Source organism: Microbacterium abyssi (genome assembly GCF_015277895.1).
In the GTDB taxonomy this organism is placed as follows: Bacteria; Actinomycetota; Actinomycetes; order Actinomycetales; family Microbacteriaceae; genus Microbacterium; species Microbacterium abyssi.
Window position 1 is genome coordinate 570,421 of sequence record NZ_CP063815.1, and the last position, 21,539, is coordinate 591,959.

Genomic DNA, 21,539 nt, shown 5'->3' on the forward strand with positions numbered 1-21,539 from the left:
GTGTCGCTCGTGGCGCGCGCTCTCCCTGCGGAGTGCGCGGCGTTCCCTTCGGGAGAGACCGTCGGGTTCGAAGACGAGGCCGCGCCGGGTCATTTCATCCCCAGGCCGATCGGGATCGCGTTGACCATGAGGGCTTCGGCTTGCTGGCAGTACAGGATCTGCGCTTCCATCTCGGCTTGTGCGAGAGCATTCCGCATTCCGGCCAGCGCCTGGTCGAGTTGCTCCTCATCGGGAGCGGTCACGGTGAGGTACCCTCCGTAGCGGAACTCTCCGTGACCGGCGACGAGTTCCTGCTCTTCCTTCTCCAGCGCCAGCCAGTCGGCGTCGTCGGCGGCGTTGCCGTCCGTGCCTCGTTTCGCGCGGAGCTTCTCGTTCCCGCGCCACACCTTCTTCTCATCCCGCACCCGCTTGAGTGCCTGCTTCAACGGGACCGGGGTAAGGACGAGGGAGAGGATGTGCGTGACGGCTTCCCCGGTGTGCGGGTGCCGAGCGAACACCAGAGGAGAGATGAAGCCGACGTGGGCATCAGATCGTGGCCATTCGTGGATCCACATCGTCGTATGCACACCGGAGTCGGTGCGAACCAACCGGTTGGAACCGGCCGGCTCCTCGAGGTACATCGGCCCGATCGCGAGCGGATCCACACCGAAGAGACTCTCGGTGCGGTTTTGCACGTTGGCAGCGAACTCGGGGTCGAACGCGATCCGTGCGAGGGCGGCGATCTCGCGCGGTGACAGCCAGGCGCGGACGTTGATCCTCGCGGTGGTCAGTGCATCGGCGAGGGTGCGGGTTTCGACGAGCGCGAGAGCTTGGGCACCGGTGCGGCCGCCGCCGAGTGCCCTGACCTGCGTGCCGAGGGCGACGAGATCGAGCGTGAACGTCAGGTAATTGCGATGCGCGACGGCAAACCGCTCGGAATCGTTCATGACGCGCTCATAATTCGCCGCCACAGGGGAGGTGCGATCGAGCACTCGATGCTCCGTGACAGTGTCGTAGTGCTCTCGTGCGCTGCGAATCGTCGTCGGCAGCGTTCGCTCCTGCAAGGTGATGCGCTTGACGCCGGGCCGCTGCGTGAACGATGCCAGGACTCGCGACCACTGCTGCGCGAGATCGAGGCGCTCGGGAGCGTTGTGCATGAGGAACCCTTGAACCTCGAGCTCCGCGGTCACCGAGACGGTGCGGCCTCGCGGGTCGTACACGCACGCGATCCCTTCGACGTTCCACAACTGGACTGACGCGCGCACGCCGGGCAGGTTCAACGTGCCGACCACATGGACATGCTCGGGACGGAAGACCTGTGTCGTGGCGCCCGTCGCGTGACGCGTCTGCTTCATCACCCACAGGCCGAACATCTTCGGTGCAGACAGCCCGTGGACGGTGATCACCGCGGCGATCCCGAGTGCCAGGTAGAGCGGGGCCGCGTAGAGAAGCCCGACCGGGCCGAATCGGTTGGTGAAGATCAGCACGATGACCGCTGCCGCGGCGATGCAGCCGAGCTGCCAGCCGTCCATGCCCAGGACGATCCCCTGGCGTGAGCGGCCAGGAAGCCGGACCGGGCGCTCTTCATTCAATGCAGCGGTCATGGCGTCTTCCTCTCAGGACGCGAAGATGCCGGCGTTGCCGACGGCGTGGGACGGGATGCGGCCGGCGCGCCGCTTGAGACGGGCTTCGCGCTCGGCGCGGTACGGCTCCGTGCTGGGCTGCCGGCCCCGGTGGGACGCTGCGTGCTGGAACGGGACGGCTTGGCCGCGGTTGCGGATGCGGCGCCGCGGGCGGCTCCTGCTGCGGGGATTCCGGCGGGCATGCCAGCCAATCGTGACGGCATCCGACCAGCAGAGCGCGCCGCGCTCGTGGCGACCCGGCCCGCAGAGCTGCCGATGCGCGAGCCGATGCTGTCGGTGGCCGATGCCCCGACGAAACTGAACAGGCCAAAAACCGCCAGGGGCGCGAATGCGGCGAGGACGAGACCGACGAGGAGGGGCCAGGACTGCGGGTCCCAGATGCTCTCAACATCGGCCAGCCCGTTCACGATCAACGCGACGAACCCGTTCGTCAACGGCCCCGCTAACAGCAGGGCAACTGTCGCTGAGATGTATCGGACGACCCATTGCGGACCGACGGTCTTCACGGGGAACAGCATCCACGCGACCGGGCCCACGGCGATCAACGCGGCCAGCGCGATGTTCCGAAATGCGAACACGAGCATCAGCAGCAACATCGCCAACAGCAAGAGCCCGTGGATGAGGAACGCGAAGAAGTAGTTGGCCTGACCACCCGCCCACATCACTTTCTGCAGATCCTGGAACAGCGTGATCGGGCCGTCCCGGTTCATGACGTACCAGGTCAGATCATCGATCGCGTTCAAGAGATGCCCGATGCCCCACAGGGTCAGGGGGACGGCGGGGATAGCGATGAAGGTGCGCACGATGGCACCGACAAGTTCATCCCGGCTACCGGAGACGATCGCCGCCGCGATCGCCCAGACCATCGCGCCGAAGAGCACAGCGAGGACCGCCCACTGCCAGAAAGACCATTCGCCAACCGCTGCCGTCCACAGCACTGTGGTGGTGTCGAACCGCATGTTCGCCGCGACCAGCAGCATGACCGCGGTCGTGCCCATCGCCATGCCGCGGCCAGCGTTCTCGAACGTGACGCAGACCACGTCGCCGACGCTGCACCCGTACTCGACTACGAGCGCTTTGCCGCCGGCTTCTTGAATCGTCCGCACATGACCCTCGTAGGTGGTGCAGACTGTGGCGCGGATACCATCCATGAGGACGCCTCGGAAACACTGCTGTGGCTTGACGTCGCTGCCGTTCGTGGGCGTGCACGACACTTGACCGGAAGTTTCCTTGCAGAGGACCGGGTACGCGGGCGACGACCATGATTGCCCGGTGACGGGAATCAGAACTCTGGCGGGTGCGGTCTCGGCCATGGTGGTCACACGATCATGAGTGCCTGCGTGGGCAGGGGCCAGCGCGCACACTGCTGCCAGGAGCCCGAGGAGGACTCCCGCGATGGCTGTGCGCGTGCGGTACATCAGAACCCGAAGTCGAAATTGACGAACCAGGCAAACAATCCGTTCGCCGCGCCCAGGACGGCGGCGGCGATGAAGATCCACAGGATGTTCTCGCCCGCCCACGTGCGGACACGGTCGGAGGCCAACCCGCGAAAGCTGAGCGCCGCGCCGGCGACGACCAGCATGATGAAGACCACGATCATCGCGCCGGCAAGGACGTAGGAGGCGATGACCTGTAACCCTTGGAAGAACGGGGCGGAGAAGTCCGGATTGATATCTGGGACGTCGACGGTGAATGGACTGTGCACGATGATCTCTCTTTCGGTCTCACTTCAGGGGCAGGCCGAGCGCGGTCATGAACGGCTCGGGATCGATCGCGACTCCGTCGCGCTGGACTTCGTAATGCAGGTGGCAGCCGAAGGATCTACCGGTGTTGCCTTCGGACCCCACCGGATCACCTGCCACGACGGCATCTCCGACAGCGACGCGAATTGAGTCCCATTGCATGTGCCCATACAGGGTCACGAGGCCCCCGCCGTGATCGATGCGGACGGTGTTGCCCCAGCCGTAGAACTCACCGGCAGTGATGACGGTTCCGAGGCCGGCGGCGTGGATGGTGGTTCCACAGCCCTGAGCCATGTCATACCCCTGATGGTCCGTAGAGCAGTAGGAGCATCCGGCAACGGGGTTGTAGCCGTACCCGCGACCCTTGAAGTAATCGCCTGCAAGCGGGTAGCCCCAATCTCCGCTGGTAGCCGGAACCATGGCGGTAGCAGCTGCGGCTGGGGTGATGGAAGAGCCGGCCAGTGCCAACGGGATCATCGCCAACGGAGCGAGGGCGAACAGGCCAAGCAGCGCCACCGCCGCGAACAATATGACCACTATCCGACGTCCGGTCCTCGATCGCGCGAGGGCCGTGACGGCGAAAGCAGGAACGCCCACGTCAGGGCTCCATGGGCTCCGGGAAGTAACGCACGACCTTGCAATCGCCCGATTGCTGCGACGACCCCGGCGTCGGCACCGAACCCTCACCACAGAGCACCTGCACGCTGACCCGCACGGTCTCGTCATAAGCGTGCTCAGAGCCGTCACCAGAAACGCGCACGAACGTCAACGTCACATCTGCCGTGCCGATACGCATGTCACCACTGGGATCCTCAGGCACGTCGACGAAGCCGATATCGCCGACAACGGATGCCGATACGCGGCCTTCCTCTTGGCTGAGCGAGTCCCACTCTGGCTCCGGGAGAACTACCGACTGCCGCAGCTCGAGTTGTGCCGCTTCCATCTCTTCCTGCTGGTCGGCGGACGATGTGTACCGGGTGTCCGGGGTGAACCAGGTGTCGAGGTAAGTGAGCCATTCCTCTCGCTCGCCCAGCTGTGTGTCGAATGTGGACGCTGCCTCGAGGGCTCGCCGAATGTATAGTTCCGGATCGGTCGTGATCGGTTCAGGAACCCACCCGACCTCCGCCACATTGGGGTCTACTACATCGCCCGTTGTAGCCGGCGGCGAGGTCTCCGGTGGGGCCGAGGGGGTGATTGCCGGCGGTGACGTCGGGTCGTCTACCGGCGGGGTGAGCATGGCGTTCACGAAGATCGCGATAAGGCCAGCAAGCAGGATTGCTCCGCCGATCAGAGCCCAAAGAAGGCCCCGTTGACGTGTGCGCTCCCTGGCCATGATGGTCAGCCCTCCCGAAGCATCAGGATGGCGGCGTAGCCGGGACTGCACTGCACCGGCGAACGCCGCAGTGACGAACTGGACGTTACTCCGGTCCGCTTTCGCATGTCTGTAGGCCGTTTGGGGGACAAGATGCCCCCGCGCCCGCTACTTGCGCCGCTCGGCGACATTGACCTAAGCATGATGTGAACGGTACACCCATCCACTCTGGAAGTAAACGGGTAATCAATTCGGTTCCTAGTAGATGTGTGAGCAGCTACGGCTCACAATGGAGACATGCCCAAATATGCACGCCCGGTGGACGGTGAAGGAGCCGAGGGGCCACTCGCCGTCCTCGGGAACATGGTCAAAGCGGGCATTATCCGACAAGTGCGCCGTACGCCGAACGTCGGGCGCAAGGCGATCGCCGACGCGCTGGAGGTGGCGCCGACCACCATCGTCCCGTACCTCGGTGAATTGGAGGCGGCGGGCCTCTTGTTGGCTGATCCGCCCAAGGCCGTGCGGAAGCGTGGGGAGTGGGTCGTCTACCGCGTCAATGATGAGGCTGTCACGGAGTTGTATCTGCGACTGGGGCAAGAAATCGGGGAGATCTAGCTAGCTGTTCTTCCCACTGACATTGTGGACGCGGTCGATGGGTGATTGGCCTCCGAGAGCGGTATGGGGTCTTCACATGCTCGCCGAGCGTGGCGTTGAACAAGTGTGAGCGGTAGCAGCACGCCGTTGTCGGTGAGTGCCCGCAGCACGGTGATCCCAAGGTTGGCGAAGTAAGCATCCGCGCGTTCCCAGAACCCCGCAGCGGTCTCCTTGCGCTCGTCGTCGAGGATCTCGGAATAGACCACCCTCGAATGGTCATCGATCGCTGGATGCAGGAAGGTATGGCCCATATTGGACCTTCTTTTCTTCCCCTTCACCTTGCCCAAGGTGCGCCAGCCACCACCAGCAGGGATGCGGCCGAGCTTCTTCACATCGACGTGGACCAGATCCCCGGGATTCGCGTGCTCGTAACGCACCGGCCTGGGCTTGCGAACTCTGATCCCGGTGTCCAGATCTATGTGTCCCCGCAGCGGCACCCGGTAGCGGGCCAGGACCTTCGGCACCGTCGATTGTGGCAGGTGCAGGTGATATGCGATCCGATGCGGACCCCACCGGCGTGTGACTCGCAGCCCGATGATCCGCCGCTCCGTCCGCGCCGGCGTCCGATTCGGTGACCTGCGCGGACGCGAAGAGTGATCCTGCAACGCCGCCTGCCCGCCGGTCCGGTAGCGGGAGACCCACTTCGACACCGTGCCCCGAGCGACTTGGAACCGTTCCGCAGCACGCGCGTGAGACCATCCGTCATCGACGACAGCGCGGACCAGCGCAAGCCGACCGGCAGGAGTGAGCTTGGCATTGGCATGGGTAACGTAAGACACGAGGACCTCCGTGGACTCGATCAGGTGTGGTTACCCATATCGATACCGGAGGTCCTCACCTCATTCCATCAGCCCACGCTGCCCACAACCTCTGTGGGAAGAACAGACGGCGACGCGCTGACGGTCATCGCTGAGAACGATCAGGAGATCTCCGGCGTCGCGCACGTCTTCGCTCTCGCGGGTTCCGACTCGATACGAGCATCTTGCGCGAGGTACGCGTCAACCTAGACGGGTCGCTGGACGCCGTTGCCGGGATCGCGTCGGAGATCGACCCGAACATCCACTCCTGCGGATCCGTCGGAGCCACGGGTGCGCGTCAGCTGGCGCAGCCCGAGCAGGGACTGTTCCTCGTCGGCGGGAAGTCCTACGGCCGTGCCCCCACGTTCCTCGCGCTTACCGGGTACGAGCAGGTGCGCAGCGTCGCGGCGCACCTCGCCGGCGACCATGAGGCCGCCGAGCGCAACGAGCTCGTGCTTCCCGACACTGGAGTCTGCGGGCGTGCCGACGGCTTCGACAGTGAGGGCGCCAGCTGTTGCGGCACACCGTCGGTGCTGCAGATCGGGGCCCGTCCCGTCAGGGTCGACTGACTTGGCTCCGGAGAGGGCGGTTTCCCTTGGGAGCCGCCCTCTTGGTGTGTCCAGGTGAAGAATCGGTGAACTGTCCCGCCCCTGATTGCGCCTTGCTTTGATGAATGTCAATATAGAGACATGTCGAATCAAGAGGTTGGGTTGGTCATCGTCGGATCCGGCCCCGCGGGTTTCACGGCCGCGATCTACGCGGCCCGGGCGAACCTGTCCCCGGTGGTGATCGCCGGCTCAGTAACAACTGGTGGTGCGCTGATGACGACGACGGAGGTGGAGAACTTCCCCGGCTTCATCGCCGGCGTGCAGGGTCCGGAGCTGATGGAGTCGATGCGCCAGCAGGCCGAGCGGTTCGGCGCCCGCATCCTCCTCGACGACGCGGTTCACGTCGATCTCGATGGGGGAGTCAAGACAGTCGAGACCGGCGCCGGCGAGACATTCCGCGCCCGTGCCGTGATCCTCGCCATGGGCTCCGCCTACCGCAAGCTCGGCCTCCCTGACGAAGAGCGCCTGACCGGCCGCGGGGTTTCCTGGTGTGCCACGTGCGATGGGTTCTTCTTCCGCGAGCAGGAGATCATGGTCGTCGGCGGCGGCGACTCCGCGATGGAGGAGGCCCTGTTCCTCACCCGCTTCGCATCGAAGGTGACCGTCGTGCACCGCCGCGGCGAGTTCCGCGCATCGAAGATCATGGCGCAGCGTGTGCTCGATCACCCGAAGATCGAGGTCGCGTGGAACAGCGAGGTCGCACGCCTCAACGGGGCCGAGAAGCTCGAGTCCGTGATCCTTCGTGACACCGTCACCGGTGCGGAGCGGGAGTTGCCTGCGACCGGGCTCTTCATCGCCATCGGCCACGACCCGCGCTCCGAGCTCGTCACGGGAATTGTCGACACCGATGCTGCAGGCTTCGTGCTCGTGGACCACCCCTCGACCCGGACGAACCTTTCCGGCGTCTTCGCGGCCGGAGACCTGGTCGATCACACGTATCGCCAGGCCATTACTGCGGCAGGTACCGGCTGTGCTGCAGCGCAAGACGCTCAGCACTTCCTCGCCGCGCTGGAGAACGATGCAGCCCATTCGGCCGAGGTCGACGCCCTGACCGAGGCCGAGGAGGTCTTCGCATGAGCACCCTCACCGCCGTCACCGACGCCACGTTCCAGGACGAGGTCCTCGGCTCCGACATCCCTGTCGTGGTGGACATCTGGGCCACCTGGTGCGGTCCGTGCCGTCAGGTCGCTCCGCTGCTCGAGCAGCTGGCGGCCGAGTACGACGGGCGCGTGAAGATCGTCAAGGTCGACGCCGACCAGAATCCCGACACGGTCACTGCCGCCGGCGTCACGTCGATCCCCACCCTCGGGTTCTACCGGGACGGTGCCCGAACGGACATCCTCATCGGCGCGCACCCGAAGCCGGTCATCGCCGAGAAGATCGAGGCGCTGCTGTCATGACCACCGCAACTGTCGCTTCTGCTCCCGTCGCGGTCCGGCGCCTGTCCACCCTCGATAAGTGGCTGCCGTTGTGGATCGGGCTCGCTATGGTCGCGGGTCTCCTTCTCGGCCGGTTCGTCCCTGCCCTATCGGACCTGCTCGGCCACCTCGAGGTCGGTGGCATTTCGGTGCCCATCGGGCTCGGGCTGCTGGTGATGATGTACCCGGTGCTCGCGAAGGTCCGCTACGACAAAGTCGCCGCCGTCACCGGCGACAAGAAGCTGCTGGTCTCCTCGTTGGTGCTGAACTGGGTTGCAGGTCCCGCGGTGATGTTCGCCCTCGCGTGGAGCTTTCTCCCGGACCTGCCCGAGTACCGCACTGGGCTGATCATCGTCGGCCTCGCACGATGCATCGCCATGGTCGTCATCTGGAACGACCTCGCCTGCGGCGACCGCGAAGCGACCGCCGTGCTCGTCGCCATCAACTCGGTGTTCCAGGTCGTCGCGTTCTCGCTGCTGGGCTGGTTTTACCTGACCGTCCTGCCCGGCTGGCTGGGCCTGGATACCCAGGGGGTCGAGATCTCCGTCTGGCAGATCGCGCTGAACGTGCTGGTCTTCCTTGGCGTGCCACTCGTGGCGGGTTTCGCGTCCCGGTGGATCGGTGAGAAGCGTCGCGGCCGGGCCTGGTACGAGAAGAAGTTCCTCCCCGTGATCAGTCCGTGGGCGCTGTACGGGCTGCTGTTCACCATTGTGCTGCTGTTCGCGCTGCAGGGCGACGCGGTCCTGTCCAAGCCGCTCGACGTCGGCCGGATCGCGCTGCCGTTGCTGGCCTACTTCGGGTTGATGTGGTTCGCCGGGCTCCTGCTCGGCAAGGTCCTGGGGCTGAACTACGCCCGCTCCACGTCGCTGGCGTTCACGGCCGCTGGCAACAACTTCGAGCTGGCCATCGCGGTCGCTATCGGCACTTTCGGTGCCGCATCCGGGCAGGCTCTCGCAGGGGTCGTCGGCCCCCTCATCGAGGTCCCTGTTCTCGTCGGTCTCGTCTACGTCTCCCTCTGGGCAGCACGCGCCTGGTTCCACACCGATCCGTACACCGGCGAGAGGATCCCGTCATGAACGTCACGCTCGCGGATCCCGCGGACGTCTGCAGTCCCGTTCCCACTCACGCCATCGGTCAGGAGGCGGCATCCGCCGTCTCCATGACTCTGAAGGCCCTCTCGGACCCGCTGCGCCTGCGCATGCTCTCCGCCATCGCCTCCGACCCGCGCGGCGAGTCCTGCGTGTGCGACCTCGCCGAGCTCGCCGACGTGTCCCAGCCCACCGTTTCCCACCACCTCAAGGTGCTCAAAGACGTCGACGTCCTCACGTCCGAGCGCCGCGGGACGTGGGTCTGGTACCGCATCAACCCGGGCCGCCGCGGTGCCGTCACCGCGTTGCTGGACTCGTTCGCACCGGCGACCATGACCGAGCCCGGCATGGACAGCGACTCCGGTGGCCGCGTAGACCACCCCGACTTCGATGCCCGGATCACCCACCTCGCCGATGAGCTCGCTGCGGAGGTTCCCGATCTCGCCCCGGAGGCCGTGCTGAGCATCGTTCGTGAGTCCTACACGTCGCTCGCCCGCACGGCGAAGGTCACCGGCGCCCTCGTCCCGCTCACCGAGCGTTTCGCCCGTCAGCGTCTCGCGGACTTCACCCGCGACCGCGACCAGTCGGTGCCGCAGGTGCTGTTCGTTTGCGTCGCCAACGCCGGCCGCTCCCAGATGGCAGCGGCCCTTGTCAACCAGATCGCCGGCGGCAAGGTCATCGCCCGCTCCGCGGGCTCGAGCCCCGCCGAGGTCATCCACCCCCACGTGCGCTCGATCCTCGCCGAGATCGAAGGAGATGCCGCGGTCGAGCGGTTCCCCAAGCCCCTCACCGACGACGCCGTCCGCGCCGCCGACGTAGTGATCACGATGGGCTGCGGCGACGTCTGCCCGATCATCCCCGGCGTCCGCTACGACGACTGGGCCGTCGGCGACCCCGCCCTCGCCTCCCGCGAAGGCGTCGAAGCCATCCGCGACGACATCGAAGACCGCGTCCGCGCCCTCGTCAACCAGCTCACCACTGACCGCCACCCACAGGAGTCCTCATGACCGACACCGCCAAGCCCTCCGTCCTCTTCGTCTGCGTGCACAACGCTGGCCGCTCGCAGATGGCCGCCGGATTCCTCCGAGACATCGCCGGCGACCGCATCGAAGTCCGCTCCGCAGGCTCTATGCCCGCCGAGCAGATCAACCCCATCGCCGTGGAAGCGATGGGCGAGCTTGGCATCGACATCACCGCCGAGCAGCCCAAGATCCTGACCACCGAGGCCGTGCAGGCCTCCGACGTCGTCATCACCATGGGATGCGGCGACGCCTGCCCATTCTTTCCGGGCAAGCGCTACGAGGACTGGAAGCTCGACGACCCCGCCGGCCAGGGCATCGATGCCGTCCGACCGATCCGCGACGGCATTCGCGCCCGCATCGAGAAGCTGGTCGCCGAGCTGATCTGATCCAGATCGGCCGGCGAATAGTTCCCCGCGGAGTACTTCCTTCCGCCGACAGCGACTCAATGACAATGTGGTTGCCGACGACGGAACCGCTCCAGATCGTCATTCGTCGCGATGGCATTCACGCTCGGCCGCCCGGTGGAAGTCGGGGACGGGACGATTCTGTGAGTCCTCGGGTGTCGTGGCGAGCCCGTTGCGTTCGATGTCGTCGATGAGCCACTCCATTTCAAGGATCTCTCGGCGTTGAGCTTCGCTAATCTCGATGGCGAGTTGGCAGACTCGGAGGTCCTGAATTTGTGCTCTTTCGGATCGGGTGATCGCCAGGGAGTGGTGGGGAATCATGGCCCGCATGTACGCAGTGTCGTCTACAGTGATTTGGCTGCGGTCGAGCGCAACGCCGCCTCCGAGCAGGAGCACGCTGATGATGACAACAGCGATATTCGCCTTGGCGTTCTTGTACATGTTCAGCATCCAGGCGAGCATGACGAGCCCCATGGCGCCGCCCATGGTGAGGGCCATGAACACGCGGCTTTCGCTGAAGCGGATGTGTCCCCATTCCCATACTCCAGCGAACATCGTCCAATACATCACGACCATGCCGGTGAGGATCATCGCCGCGAATCGCAGGTACATCTTCAGCGATCCGTGCTTCTTGTCCTCCGTTTGTCGTTGGCTTCCTTCATGGGCGTCCTGTGACATGTGATTCACCTGTTCGTCTGGATTGGTTGCGCGTCGCGCTGTCGACGAGCGTCCGGTTCAGAGGGTCGCGAGGAGCGTGGCGCACGCGTCTTCGCATCGCCGGCAGGCCGCCGCACACACGGTGCAATGTTCGTGCATCGTGTGCTGCTCGCACTCGTCGGCGCAACTTGCGCACGCGGTGCGGCACGCTTCCAGCGTTGCCCGGGTGAGGTTGGCGTCGTAGCCGGTGTGTCGGGACAGGATGCGCGCGGTGGTGTCGCAGAGATCGGCGCAGTCCAGGTTCGTGCGGATGCACTTCGTGAGCTCTGAGACCATCTCCTCGCTCAGACACGCATCCGCGCATGCTGTGCACGATTGGGCGCATTCCATGCAGGCCTCGATACATTCCACGAGCGCCTTCTGGTCGACCTGCCCGAGGTCCTTCGGATAGGTGCGGAGCATTTCTGCCGCGACAGTCATGATCGAATCCTCTCGTCGTCCTGGAGCTCTCAAACTACGATCGCGGTGTCGCCTGCGGCACCCCGTTGAATACCCCGGGAGGGCATGGTAGCTCCGGCCCCGCGACGCGTGCCTCAACGTTCACGGTTGGTGTCTGGTCGATCCGTCCCCGCGGCCGGGCGAGGGGGCTTTCGCAGGACCAGCGCCACGGCACCGATGACCATGATCAGCGCGACGTCGTAGCTGGCTACCGTGTAGGTCCACCAGGTGCCCTCGGCCCACCGGGCATCACTCAACAGGTGCGTCAGCGCGAGGACCGGCCCGGTGGTCAGGAGCATGTACCCGAGTCGGATGAGTCGTCGATGCGTTCGGACAGGATCGAGCGGGTGGGTTCCATCGCGGGTCATCGGAAGATCACTCCAATGGTGAGGAAGCTGGCGGTGGCGAGGAGGGCGACAGCGATCGTCGCGGCTGTGATGAAGAACGTGAGATTCCGCAGAGGGTTCTTGGGCTCATCCATGAGAGGTCCTTGAGCGCGGGGGGGTGTCAGTATCCGCTCTTATCGGGCGGGGCTGAGGACGGTCGTATCGTCTGTGGTGATCTCGACGATGCCGCGGTCGTCGACGAGGATGATGCGCTCGTCGATGACGGTGAGTGCTTGCACGGCGCCGCGCAGCGATTCCAACTTCTGCCAAGGACCGTTCTCGTCCTGTGACCACAGGACCCCGTCCGTACCGGCACCAACAAGGGTGCCGTCCGTGCGCGCTTCCAGAGCGTACAGAACAGGGGCCGCGTCGACGGGCGTGAAGGTGTTGCCGCCGTCGGTGCTGAGGAGGATGCCTTCTTCGGCTGCGGCGTACACGCCGGATTCGGTGGCGGCGAGATCAGCGGCGCCGAGGGGTGCACGCTCTGTCCAGGTGCTTCCGTCGTCGGTGCTGGTGAGTAGGTTCACCTGGCTGGAAGGGATGCCGTACAGGACGCCGTCTGGTCCTGCGGTCAGGACGTGGAAGTCGGTGGTCCCGTTGAGAGCGATCGGGGACCAGGAGTTCCCGTAGTCGTCGCTGCGGATGATGCCGAGGTTCGGGGCTCCCAGTTCATCCGGGGTGTCTTCCCCGGGGTGTCCGGACGCGAACAGCGTGTCTTTCCAGGCGGTGAATCCCATGGCGTCGAAATCGTGTCCGCCGATCGGGCCGGAGATCTTCCCGCCGGGGTCGAGGGTGAAGATGCCGTTGTGTGTGGCGATGAGCAGGTCATCGCCGCGTGGGTCTTCGGCGATGCCGTGGATGTGGTCGATGCGGGGTGCCGGATCGGGGTTTCCGAGCGGTGTTGCGGTGCAGCCGGTGGCGATGACGGCGAGGGCCGTCACAGTGGTAGTGGCGAGAAGAGGTGAGCGTTTCATGATGGCTTCCGGTGGCGGCCGCGGGACGGCCTGGCTTTGCGGCGCGCGGCAGGAGCGCACCGACATGTAATGGATGTCGAGGGCGTGGCAGAGAGGTGGCAGGTAAGGGCGGGCCGAATGGTTCTCGGCCCGCCCGGGTCGGGTCCTAGAGCTGTTCCAGGAGTTCCTGCATTGTGGCGATCTCTGCGGTCTGATCGTCGATCACTTGCTGGGCGAGGTCGAGGACGTCCGGGTTCTGCGCGTCGTCAAGGGCAGTTTGCGCCATGTCGACGGCACCTTCGTGGTGCACGATCATCTGTTCGAGGAACAGACGGCTGGCCTCGGCGGCGTCTGCGTTCTCCAGCAGGGTCATGTCTTCTTCGGACATCATGCTGTCGTCACCGCCCATTGACCCATGGTCCATGCCGGCCATGGAGTCAGGGTCGTAGTCCACGCCCCAGTCTTCGAGCCATCCGAGCATCTTGTCGATTTCGGGCCTCTGCGCTGCTTTGATCTGTTCGGCGAGTTCGACCACGCGTGGGTCTGCCCCGTCCTTGGCGAGCAAGATGTCGGCCATCTCGATGGCCTGTTGGTGATGCGGGATCATCATCGTGACGAACATCTCGTCCGCCTCAGTCGCCTGTGAGGTCGACGACGACTGCGACGGGGAGGTGGTCTCGCTGGACGGTGCGGTGCTGTTGTCCGCGCAGCCGCTGAGCGCTAGCGCGAGTGTCAGGATGCCGGTGCTGACAGCGAGGGGGAGTTTCTTGTTCATGATTGTTCCTTCGATAAGTCGTATGAGGGTTCGCAAATAACGGCGCCAGGCGGCGCCACGAGACCGACCGCTTGGGTCGGCGGCGACTACTCAGGTGCGACTTATCGAAAGGAACGTGAGCGAGGGAGCTCGCGGAAGGACACCTGTGGCATCCCACTTCACCAGGCTCATCGCTCGGTGAAGGGGCAGGCCGCGACCGTGGATCAGCGTCGGAGGAAGCAGTAGCAGGAGGCCGGCGAGTAGCGCGAGCACGCAGGCCGTCAGCATGTCGTTGTGGCCCTGGCCGGGCCCGGTGCTTACGTGACAGGGCCCATCGCAGGCGGTGCCCACGCTGTCGGGGCTGCCCATCAGGTCAGTGACGTGCTCATCGCCGGCTGCGGATGTTGAGTGGGTGAGCCCGGGTGATCCGTGCCCGGCTGGTTCGGCGGTGAAGGTGTGCATCGCCAGCAGCCCGACGATGACCATGAGCGTGGCCGCGCCGAGCATCAACACCGCGCGCAGCGACAGCTGCGGGCGTGTGGTGCGAAACGCGACTTGCATGCGTTGATCCTCCGTCCTGCTCAGGATGCTAACACCGCGGACTATGCGCCTCTTCGGGTGACGAACTGACCTCGTTCGCGAATACGGGAAATGGCCGCAAGGCATTTTACTCATCGTACCCGGAATACCCCCTAGGGGTATATGGTTTGGGTGTGAGACGCACCGTCCGTACCGATCGCGAGAAAGAGGAACGCCACATGTCCGACTCCATCATGGGATCCTGCTGCGGCCACAAGCCTGGCACCGTCGCTGCCGACGGACGCAAGGATCTTCTCGCCCGATCGGCGGACGAGTACGCCGAATGCCCCGTCATGGTGGGCAGCGCCGTCGTAAAGGCGGACGCGGAAGCCGCCGGTTTGTTCCGCGATTACGACGGCAACCGGTACTACTTCTGCTGCGCCGGATGCGGTCCCGCATTCGACGCTGACCCGGCCAGATACGCCACCGCCGCCGTCTGAGACGGCGACACTAGCGTGCCGGCTGCAGCATTTGGCCTGCACGGTTCATCAACTCCGAGGAGGATATGTCCATGAGCACCCCGCACAATGGCGGCGCGGAGCACGCACACGCCGATCACGATCATGTGGCGCACGGCCATACCCCGTCGAACCCTGCCGCGGTGACCGCGACAGCGCACGGTTCGCAGACGGACCATCGTGCAGTGCCGCATGAGCATGGCGAGTCGATGTCGCACGAGGGCCACAGCGCAACGTCCGGCCACGGTGGGCACGGCGGTCATGCGGGACATGGCGACCACGTCGGTCAGTTCCGGCGGCTGTTCTGGATCATGCTCGTTCTGGCCGTCCCCACCGTCGCGCTCTCCGGCATGTTCTCGATGATCCTCGGCTACGCCCTCCCCGACGTCCCCGGTCTTTCGTGGGTGTCGCCCGTGCTGGGCACGGTCATGTACGTCTGGGGTGGCAAGCCGTTCCTCGTTGGGGCGGTCAGTGAGCTTCGCTCTCGCCAGCCGGGGATGATGCTGCTTATCGGCCTGGCGATCACGGTCGCGTTCGTCGCCTCCTGGGGTGCGACCCTGGGCATCGTGCACCATGAGCTCGATTTCTGGTGGGAACTCGCCCTTCTCATCGTCATCATGCTGTTGGGGCACTGGATCGAGATGCGCTCTCTCGCTCAGACCACGTCCGCTCTCGACTCTCTCGCTGCGCTCCTGCCGGACGAGGCGGAACGTGTGGAGGGCGACCAGGTCGTCACGGTCTCACCTGCCGAGCTCGTCGTCGGCGATGTCGTGGTCGTGCGGCCCGGCGCAAGCGTCCCCGCGGACGGACGCATCGTCGATGGACACGCATCGATGGACGAGTCGATGGTCACTGGCGAATCCCGCACCGTGGAGCGCAGCATCGGTGACCAGGTCACGGCAGGAACTGTCGCCACCGACTCGGGGCTTCGGGTCGAGATCACCGCGACCGGTGATGACACGACCCTGGCCGGCATCCAACGCCTGGTGACGGAGGCGCAGAGTTCCTCTTCCCGCGCGCAGCGCCTCGCCGACACGGCTGCCGCGTGGTTGTTCTGGTTCGCTCTGGGCGCTGCAGCGATCACGGCGATCGTGTGGACGCTCATCGGGGCTCCCGACGCTGCTGTCATCCGCACGATCACGGTGCTGGTCATCGCTTGCCCGCATGCCTTGGGCCTGGCCATTCCGCTGGTCGTCTCGATTGCCACAGAACGCGCCGCGCGCGGGGGCGTGCTCGTCAAGGATCGCCTGGCGCTGGAGAGCATGCGCACGGTCGACACGGTGCTGTTCGACAAGACCGGCACCCTCACCAAGGGTGAACCTGTCGTCTCCGAAGTCTCCGCCGTCGACGGCACCAACCCCGACCGCGTTCTCGCGCTGGCCGCAGCCGCCGAAGCCGACAGCGAGCACCCACTTGCGAGGGCCATCGTCCGCGCGGCCGACGACAAGCAGCTCACCGTCCCACGCAGCGCCGACTTCACGTCGTCACCCGCCGTGGGCGTCACCGCGACCGTCGAGGGAACAACCATCCGGGTCGGCGGACCGCACCTGCTCTCCGAGGAGAGCGCGAGCGAACTCGCGATCGCCGATCGGTGGCGTGCAGACGGTGCCATCATCCTCCACGTCACCCAGGACGGCCGCGTTCTCGGAGCCCTGAAGCTCGCTGACGAGGTGCGCTCGGAATCCCGCGAAGCCGTCGACGCCCTTCACGCGCTCGGCGTTCAGGTCGTGATGATCACCGGCGACGCTGCATCCGTCGCACACACCGTCGCCGAGGAACTGGGCATCGACCGCGTCTTCGCCGGGGTCCGCCCCGAGGACAAAGCCGCCAAGGTCCAGGAGCTCCAAAACGAGGACCGGAAGGTCGCGATGGTCGGTGACGGCGTCAACGACGCCCCTGCCCTCGCGCAGGCCGACGTCGGGCTCGCGATCGGCGCCGGCACAGATGTCGCGATCGCCTCAGCCGGCGTCATCCTCGCCAGCGACGACCCTCGCTCGGTGCTCTCCGTGATCGAACTGTCACGGGCCTCGTACCGGAAGATGAAGCAGAACCTGTGGTGGGCCGCCGGCTACAACCTCATCTCCGTGCCCCTCGCCGCCGGCATCCTCGCCCCCATCGGATTCGTGCTGCCGATGTCGGTCGGAGCGATTCTCATGTCGTTGTCCACGATCGTCGTCGCCCTCAACGCACAGCTGTTGCGCCGACTCGATCTGCGGCCCGATACCACGACCCGCGCCATCCTGAATCGATGACGACACCCGCCCGGAGATCCAGATGACTGTTGCTGCCGACCCCACAACGTCCTGCGACCACGGCGACCACGGGTACATCACTGACAAAGCCCGCTATCTCGCCCGTCTCAAGCGCATCGAAGGACAATCACGCGGTATCCACCGCATGGTCGAGGACGAGAAGTATTGCATCGACATCCTCACTCAGATCTCCGCGCTGACCAGCGCCTTGCAAAGCGTTGCCGTCGGACTTCTCGAAGACCACCTGCGTCACTGTGTGGCAGATGCCGCTCGCGCCGGCGGGGACATCGCTGAAGAGAAAGTGCGTGAGGCGTCTCAGGCGATCGCGCGCCTGGTGCGCTGAACCGCGCTTCAGATCAGTTCTGATTGGTCTGATGAAGCCCAGAACGGTTCACGCTTCCGCGCGCCTGTACTCAAAGACACCGTCCGGACCCTGAGCGTCAAGGAGGTCATAGAGCACGCCATCGTGATCGATGCTGGGCTTGGGTTGCCCATCGGGCTGGAGCGGGCAGAGGACGGATTCGCCCTCATCGGCCGCCGCCTCATCGTCGTGCAGAACCGCGATATACGTTTCGATCGACATACCGCCACGCTACCTGCGGCACAGCGCATTTTCCTGGTGCTCTGTGCGGTGATGAGACCAACCACCGCAGCTTCGCATGCCCAGCACATCGGGCGGACCTCCGCCAGGGGGTCGGTGAATTCTTAGTGCTCGTGCGAGTCGTACTCGCCGTGCTCATGGTCGTCTTCAAGGAGCATCCCTACGGTGGTCGCGCAGGCGTCGCCGCGCCAGGCTTCGATGCCCTCGCGGATCGCGAAGCCCGCAATGACGAGACCCGCGATCGCGTCGGCCCACCACCAGCCGAACAGGCTGTTGAGCACGAGCCCGATGAGCACCGCGGCGGACAGGTACGTGCAGATGAGGGTCTGCTTCGAGTCCGCGACTGCCGTCGCCGAACCGAGTTCGCGGCCGGCGCGACGTTCCGCGAACGAGAGGAAGGGCATGGTCGCCACGCTGAGCGCGGTCATGACGATGCCGAGCGTCGAATGCTCGACATCTGTCTGAGTGAGCAGGGCCAGAGCAGAGGAGACGATGACGTATGCGGCGAGGGCGAAGAAAGCTATTGCAATGACGCGCAGCGTCCCCTGCTCCCACCGCTCTGGATCGCGGCGTGTGAATTGCCACGCGACGGCTGCCGCCGAGAGGACTTCGATGGTGGAGTCGAGGCCGAATCCGATGAGCGCGGTCGAGGACGCGATTGAGCCAGCCGAGATGGCAACGATCGCTTCGACGATGTTGTAGACAATCGTTGCGGTGACGATCCACCGGACACGCCGCTGGAGGACAATGCGGCGCTCGTTGCCGGGCCGAGCCTCGGTGGCGCTCATGCGCAGGTGCAGTTCTCTCCGCCACAGCAGTCGGGGTCGACGAACAAGACAACGCGCATCAGTTCGTCGAGGGCCGGGGCGAGGTGGGTATCGGCCAGCCGGTACCAAGTGCGCCGGCCGTCCGGGATTGCCTCGACCAGTCCGCAGCCGCGCAGGCATGCAAGCTGGTTCGACATGACCTGCCGCGAGACGCCTAGAGCATCCGCGAGGTCTGACGGGTATGCAGGAGCTTCCCGCAACGCCAACAGGACGCCAGCGCGGGTCGGATCAGACAGCGCGTGGCCGAGCCGCGCGACCGCTGCGGTGTGCGTCGCGGACGCGAGAGCAGTAGGCATGTTCAATACGATACATGTTTTCATGAATTAAACGAACCGTGAACTGATACCGCTCCGGGCATCCGGTCGGCGTGCGTGCGTCTCAGCTGATCTCTTCGTCCAGTTCCCGACGATTCTGACGAGTCGGGTGGAAGGTGTGGATGTTGACGAGCGCGGGAACACCGGTGAGATCGCTGGGGCCGGCCATCGTCTTGAGGATTTCGGCGGTGACCTCGGCGTCGTTTGCTTCTCCGACCCAGACCGGTGACTCGCCAGCGTTTCGGCCGTCCGCATCAGGAATGATGACGACGACGTTGGAGTGCTCGCACGCATCGAGACATCTGCTGACTGTGACAGCGGTGTTCGTGCCAGCGGCGTTTCTGATCTCGCGAAGCTGTGCAGCGTGGTCAGTGTCGGGGTGCTTGCGCCGGCTGCCGCAGTCGCCGCCTCGGCACACCACGACGATCATCTGATCTTGGTTTGTCGCCTGCGATCGTCGTTGCTTCTTTGCCATCTCACTACCACCTCGGTTTTAGGACCAAGCGAAGACGTGGGAGGCCGAAGTCCCGGGTTGGTTTCCGCGCGAGTCCGCGGCAGGCCTCCTTGCCGTTGATGAAGCGCCCGCCGGAACCAGCGAGGATGGGGAGTACCCGTTCGGACACCAGCATTACTTTCGCGTCCTCGTGGTGTCGGGCTTTCCGCCCTGAGAGGTTGGCTGCCTGGCACGCCGCTCGGAGCCTTGCAGGATCTTCACTCTGGCGAAAACAAGCGCGGACGCTGCGGCCACGATGGCGATCAGGGCCAGGGCGAGTGCCGCGCTGGAAAGGCTGGCAGCGCCGAGCCAGCCCGCGATCGGATAGGTGATCAGGAAGCAGGCGTGGGAGAGGGCGAACTGAGCCGTGTAGACGAGGTTCCGGTTCGCGGGCGTAGAGGCATCGGCGAGAAGCCGCGATGAGGGTGTGTTCACCAGGGATGTTCCCATGCCCAGCACCACCCAGGTGCCCAGCAGTGCGATCCAGCCTGACCCGGTCTTCGCAGAGACGGCGGTGACGATGACTGCCGCAAGGAGGCCGACGACGATGAGGATTGTTCCGATGATCATCGTGCGGATCACACCGATCCGCACAACCACCCAGGGGATGTTCACCGCGACCACGAGCGAGCCGATGCCGTAACAGGCCAACGCAAGCGCGAGAGCGGCGTCGTCAAGATGGAAGACCCCGCGGGCGTACACCACCGAGTTCACGAGCACGATCGCGGTGCCGGCCGCGACGACAATGTTGGTCAACATCAGAAAGCGGAGCGTTGACGTGCGGGCGAACACTTTTGCTCCCATCGGGAGTCGCTGCCAGAACGATGTCCAGGGCTCGTCATCGGATCGGACCGGCAGCCGGGAAAGCAGCACGAGGGCCGCCGAGCACGCGAATCCGATGGCAGTGCCGACGAACAGGTTGTTGTAACTGACCAGTGTCAGCAGCGCCGCGGCGATCGTCGGGCTCACCAGCGCCTCGAGGTCATAGGCGAGTCGCGACAGCGATAGAGCACGCGTGTAGTCGTTCGGTTCGGGCAGAACCGCGGGAATCAGGGACTGAAACGCCGGGGTGAAAGTCGCAGACGCGGACTGCAGCACGAAGACCAGCACGTAGATCTGCCACGCTTCCGTGACAAACGGCAACAGCAGGGCGATCACCAGCCGCACCCCGTCGGCTGTCACGAGCACCGCCTTCTTCGGCAACCGGTCAACCACTGCCGCGATCAGGGGCGCGACGCCGACATAGGCGACCATTTTGATCGTCAGCGCCGTGCCGAGCACGGACCCAGCGGCATCCCCCGCGATATCGAACGCGAGCAGCCCCAGGGCGACCGTGAGAAGCCCCGTGCCCAACAGGGCGATCACCTGCGCGGAGAACAGCTTCGCATAGGTGGCGTTGCGCAGAACGCGTAGCATCAGCGCAGGTCCTCCGGTGACGGGTGCTCCCCACGGTGGTGGGGAGGGTCGTTGCTCAGCGAGTGCTGTGCTTGGAAGATCGCGTCCGCCACCAGCTGCCGGGCGTGCTCGTTCGCGAGCCGGTAGAACACCTTCGTGCCCTCCTGCCGCGCCAGCACAATCCGCGCCAGGCGGAGCTTCGCTAGATGCTGCGAGACAGCAGCCGGGGACTTGTCGACGATATCGGCGAGGTGGTTCACCGAAAGCTCCTCATCCCGCAACGCAAGAATGATCCGCACCCGCGTCGCATCCGCAAGCATCGAGAACACCTCGGCGGCCAGCTCGACATAACTGCTCTCCACCGACAACGAACACTTAGTATCTGCATGCATACGCAGATTATTACATATTAATCAGGCCGAGCTACCGAACATCTCGGCCCGATCGTCAACGTATCGATCGAGAACTTGCTTGGCAGGACTTCACGTGTCGGGCATGAGGAACTCACGCAGATAGTTCCCTCCGGAGTACTTCCTTCCGCCGACAAAACAGACGAACTTGTCGACGACCGTCGTCATCGTCGAGGCGGACGGGCAGATCGCCGGACTAATCGGAGTGAGAGACGAGCTGCGCCAGCCCAGGCGTGAGCAAACTCGCCACGACGCGACCGTGTCACCCGATCTGAAGGGTAACCTTTGCGCCTGC

At 65.1% G+C, this 21,539-nt stretch carries 27 protein-coding genes and 1 pseudogene; 10 read left to right on the plus strand and 18 right to left on the minus strand.

Annotation, left to right across the window (positions count from 1 at the left end):
• Positions 1-89: 89 nt before the first annotated feature.
• The 5 genes from IM776_RS02755 to IM776_RS02775 form a co-directional block, all read right to left on the minus strand.
• Entirely contained in the window at positions 90-1,583 is a 1,494-nt protein-coding gene (locus tag IM776_RS02755) for an SCO6880 family protein (RefSeq protein WP_194421537.1), read from the minus strand.
• On the minus strand, positions 1,580-2,773 hold the full coding sequence (locus tag IM776_RS02760; protein ID WP_228479883.1) for a hypothetical protein: 1,194 nt from the start codon (positions 2,771-2,773) through the stop codon (positions 1,580-1,582). The genes IM776_RS02755 and IM776_RS02760 overlap by 4 nt, the downstream gene beginning before the upstream one ends.
• Before the next feature lie 266 nt (positions 2,774-3,039).
• Positions 3,040-3,327: a hypothetical protein gene (locus IM776_RS02765; RefSeq protein ID WP_194421539.1), complete on the minus strand. Its 288-nt coding sequence runs from the start codon at positions 3,325-3,327 to the stop codon at positions 3,040-3,042.
• A gap of 19 nt (positions 3,328-3,346) precedes the next feature.
• Positions 3,347-3,961: a M23 family metallopeptidase gene (locus tag IM776_RS02770; protein ID WP_194421540.1), complete on the minus strand. Its 615-nt coding sequence runs from the start codon at positions 3,959-3,961 to the stop codon at positions 3,347-3,349.
• 1 nt (position 3,962) lies between these two features.
• The gene (locus IM776_RS02775; protein WP_194421541.1) at positions 3,963-4,697 is read right to left on the minus strand and encodes a hypothetical protein; all 735 of its coding nucleotides are present in this window, start codon (positions 4,695-4,697) and stop codon (positions 3,963-3,965) included.
• A 276-nt stretch (positions 4,698-4,973) separates the two neighbouring features.
• Here IM776_RS02775 and IM776_RS02780 point away from each other — a divergent pair, with 276 nt between their 5' ends.
• A complete protein-coding gene (locus tag IM776_RS02780) occupies positions 4,974-5,291 on the plus strand; it encodes an ArsR/SmtB family transcription factor (RefSeq protein WP_194421542.1) in 318 nt (105 codons plus the stop codon).
• Positions 5,292-5,349: 58 nt separating this feature from the next.
• On the opposite strand, the pseudogene IM776_RS02785 reads toward IM776_RS02780, so the two are convergent.
• Positions 5,350-6,109 (minus strand): annotated as a pseudogene (locus IM776_RS02785) (helix-turn-helix domain-containing protein); the annotation flags it as partial.
• A gap of 203 nt (positions 6,110-6,312) precedes the next feature.
• On the opposite strand from IM776_RS02785, the gene IM776_RS02790 reads away from it, so the two are divergent.
• The 6 genes from IM776_RS02790 (at position 6,313) to IM776_RS02815 (ending at position 10,649) form a co-directional block, all read left to right on the plus strand.
• Positions 6,313-6,696, plus strand: coding sequence for a hypothetical protein (locus IM776_RS02790; RefSeq protein WP_323741045.1), 384 nt, complete (start codon positions 6,313-6,315; stop codon positions 6,694-6,696).
• A gap of 120 nt (positions 6,697-6,816) precedes the next feature.
• Complete coding sequence (gene trxB, locus IM776_RS02795; RefSeq protein ID WP_194421544.1) at positions 6,817-7,812, plus strand: thioredoxin-disulfide reductase; 996 nt, start codon at positions 6,817-6,819, stop codon at positions 7,810-7,812.
• Positions 7,809-8,135, plus strand: a complete 327-nt coding sequence (gene trxA / locus IM776_RS02800) for a thioredoxin (protein WP_194421545.1) — start codon at positions 7,809-7,811, stop codon at positions 8,133-8,135. The genes trxB and trxA overlap by 4 nt, the downstream gene beginning before the upstream one ends.
• Positions 8,132-9,229, plus strand: a complete 1,098-nt coding sequence (gene arsB, locus IM776_RS02805; RefSeq protein WP_194421546.1) for an ACR3 family arsenite efflux transporter — start codon at positions 8,132-8,134, stop codon at positions 9,227-9,229. The genes trxA and arsB overlap by 4 nt, the downstream gene beginning before the upstream one ends.
• The gene (locus tag IM776_RS02810) at positions 9,226-10,248 is read left to right on the plus strand and encodes a metalloregulator ArsR/SmtB family transcription factor (protein ID WP_194421547.1); all 1,023 of its coding nucleotides are present in this window, start codon (positions 9,226-9,228) and stop codon (positions 10,246-10,248) included. Before arsB ends, IM776_RS02810 begins: the two co-directional genes overlap by 4 nt.
• Positions 10,245-10,649 carry an arsenate reductase ArsC gene (locus IM776_RS02815; RefSeq protein ID WP_194421548.1) on the plus strand — a complete coding sequence of 135 codons (405 nt, stop codon included), beginning with the start codon at positions 10,245-10,247 and terminating at the stop codon, positions 10,647-10,649. The genes IM776_RS02810 and IM776_RS02815 overlap by 4 nt, the downstream gene beginning before the upstream one ends.
• A 99-nt stretch (positions 10,650-10,748) precedes the next feature.
• Here IM776_RS02815 and IM776_RS02820 read toward each other — a convergent pair whose 3' ends face one another.
• From IM776_RS02820 to IM776_RS02845, 6 genes are all read right to left on the minus strand, one after another.
• Entirely contained in the window at positions 10,749-11,345 is a 597-nt protein-coding gene (locus tag IM776_RS02820) for a DUF305 domain-containing protein (protein ID WP_194421549.1), read from the minus strand.
• A gap of 57 nt (positions 11,346-11,402) precedes the next feature.
• On the minus strand, positions 11,403-11,804 hold the full coding sequence (locus IM776_RS02825) for a four-helix bundle copper-binding protein (protein WP_194421550.1): 402 nt from the start codon (positions 11,802-11,804) through the stop codon (positions 11,403-11,405).
• Between the two features lie 113 nt (positions 11,805-11,917).
• Positions 11,918-12,121 carry a hypothetical protein gene (locus IM776_RS02830; RefSeq protein ID WP_194421551.1) on the minus strand — a complete coding sequence of 68 codons (204 nt, stop codon included), beginning with the start codon at positions 12,119-12,121 and terminating at the stop codon, positions 11,918-11,920.
• A 221-nt stretch (positions 12,122-12,342) separates the two neighbouring features.
• On the minus strand, positions 12,343-13,149 hold the full coding sequence (locus IM776_RS02835; RefSeq protein WP_228479884.1) for a F510_1955 family glycosylhydrolase: 807 nt from the start codon (positions 13,147-13,149) through the stop codon (positions 12,343-12,345).
• Between the two features lie 178 nt (positions 13,150-13,327).
• Positions 13,328-13,936 carry a DUF305 domain-containing protein gene (locus IM776_RS02840; protein ID WP_194421553.1) on the minus strand — a complete coding sequence of 203 codons (609 nt, stop codon included), beginning with the start codon at positions 13,934-13,936 and terminating at the stop codon, positions 13,328-13,330.
• A 90-nt stretch (positions 13,937-14,026) separates the two neighbouring features.
• Entirely contained in the window at positions 14,027-14,476 is a 450-nt protein-coding gene (locus IM776_RS02845) for a DUF6153 family protein (RefSeq protein WP_194421554.1), read from the minus strand.
• 197 nt (positions 14,477-14,673) lie between these two features.
• Here IM776_RS02845 and IM776_RS02850 point away from each other — a divergent pair, with 197 nt between their 5' ends.
• From IM776_RS02850 to IM776_RS02860, 3 genes are all read left to right on the plus strand, one after another.
• Complete coding sequence (locus IM776_RS02850; protein ID WP_194421555.1) at positions 14,674-14,934, plus strand: YHS domain-containing protein; 261 nt, start codon at positions 14,674-14,676, stop codon at positions 14,932-14,934.
• Positions 14,935-15,005: 71 nt separating this feature from the next.
• Entirely contained in the window at positions 15,006-17,204 is a 2,199-nt protein-coding gene (locus tag IM776_RS02855) for a heavy metal translocating P-type ATPase (RefSeq protein WP_422730932.1), read from the plus strand.
• A 22-nt stretch (positions 17,205-17,226) separates the two neighbouring features.
• Positions 17,227-17,547 carry a metal-sensitive transcriptional regulator gene (locus IM776_RS02860; RefSeq protein ID WP_194421556.1) on the plus strand — a complete coding sequence of 107 codons (321 nt, stop codon included), beginning with the start codon at positions 17,227-17,229 and terminating at the stop codon, positions 17,545-17,547.
• Between the two features lie 48 nt (positions 17,548-17,595).
• Here the strand turns inward: IM776_RS02860 and IM776_RS02865 are convergent, their stop codons facing one another.
• The 6 genes from IM776_RS02865 to IM776_RS02890 form a co-directional block, all read right to left on the minus strand.
• Positions 17,596-17,787 carry a hypothetical protein gene (locus tag IM776_RS02865; RefSeq protein WP_194421557.1) on the minus strand — a complete coding sequence of 64 codons (192 nt, stop codon included), beginning with the start codon at positions 17,785-17,787 and terminating at the stop codon, positions 17,596-17,598.
• Between the two features lie 122 nt (positions 17,788-17,909).
• Entirely contained in the window at positions 17,910-18,593 is a 684-nt protein-coding gene (locus IM776_RS02870) for a cation efflux transmembrane domain-containing protein (RefSeq protein WP_194421558.1), read from the minus strand.
• Positions 18,590-18,928, minus strand: coding sequence for an ArsR/SmtB family transcription factor (locus IM776_RS02875; protein WP_194421559.1), 339 nt, complete (start codon positions 18,926-18,928; stop codon positions 18,590-18,592). Before IM776_RS02875 ends, IM776_RS02870 begins: the two co-directional genes overlap by 4 nt.
• 82 nt (positions 18,929-19,010) lie before the next feature.
• Complete coding sequence (locus IM776_RS02880; RefSeq protein ID WP_194421560.1) at positions 19,011-19,421, minus strand: (2Fe-2S) ferredoxin domain-containing protein; 411 nt, start codon at positions 19,419-19,421, stop codon at positions 19,011-19,013.
• 153 nt (positions 19,422-19,574) lie between these two features.
• Positions 19,575-20,855 (minus strand): MFS transporter, encoded by a 1,281-nt coding sequence (locus IM776_RS02885; protein ID WP_194421561.1) that lies wholly within the window; start codon positions 20,853-20,855, stop codon positions 19,575-19,577.
• Positions 20,855-21,226 (minus strand): ArsR/SmtB family transcription factor, encoded by a 372-nt coding sequence (locus tag IM776_RS02890; protein ID WP_194421562.1) that lies wholly within the window; start codon positions 21,224-21,226, stop codon positions 20,855-20,857. Before IM776_RS02890 ends, IM776_RS02885 begins: the two co-directional genes overlap by 1 nt.
• Between the last annotated feature and the right edge of the window lie 313 nt (positions 21,227-21,539).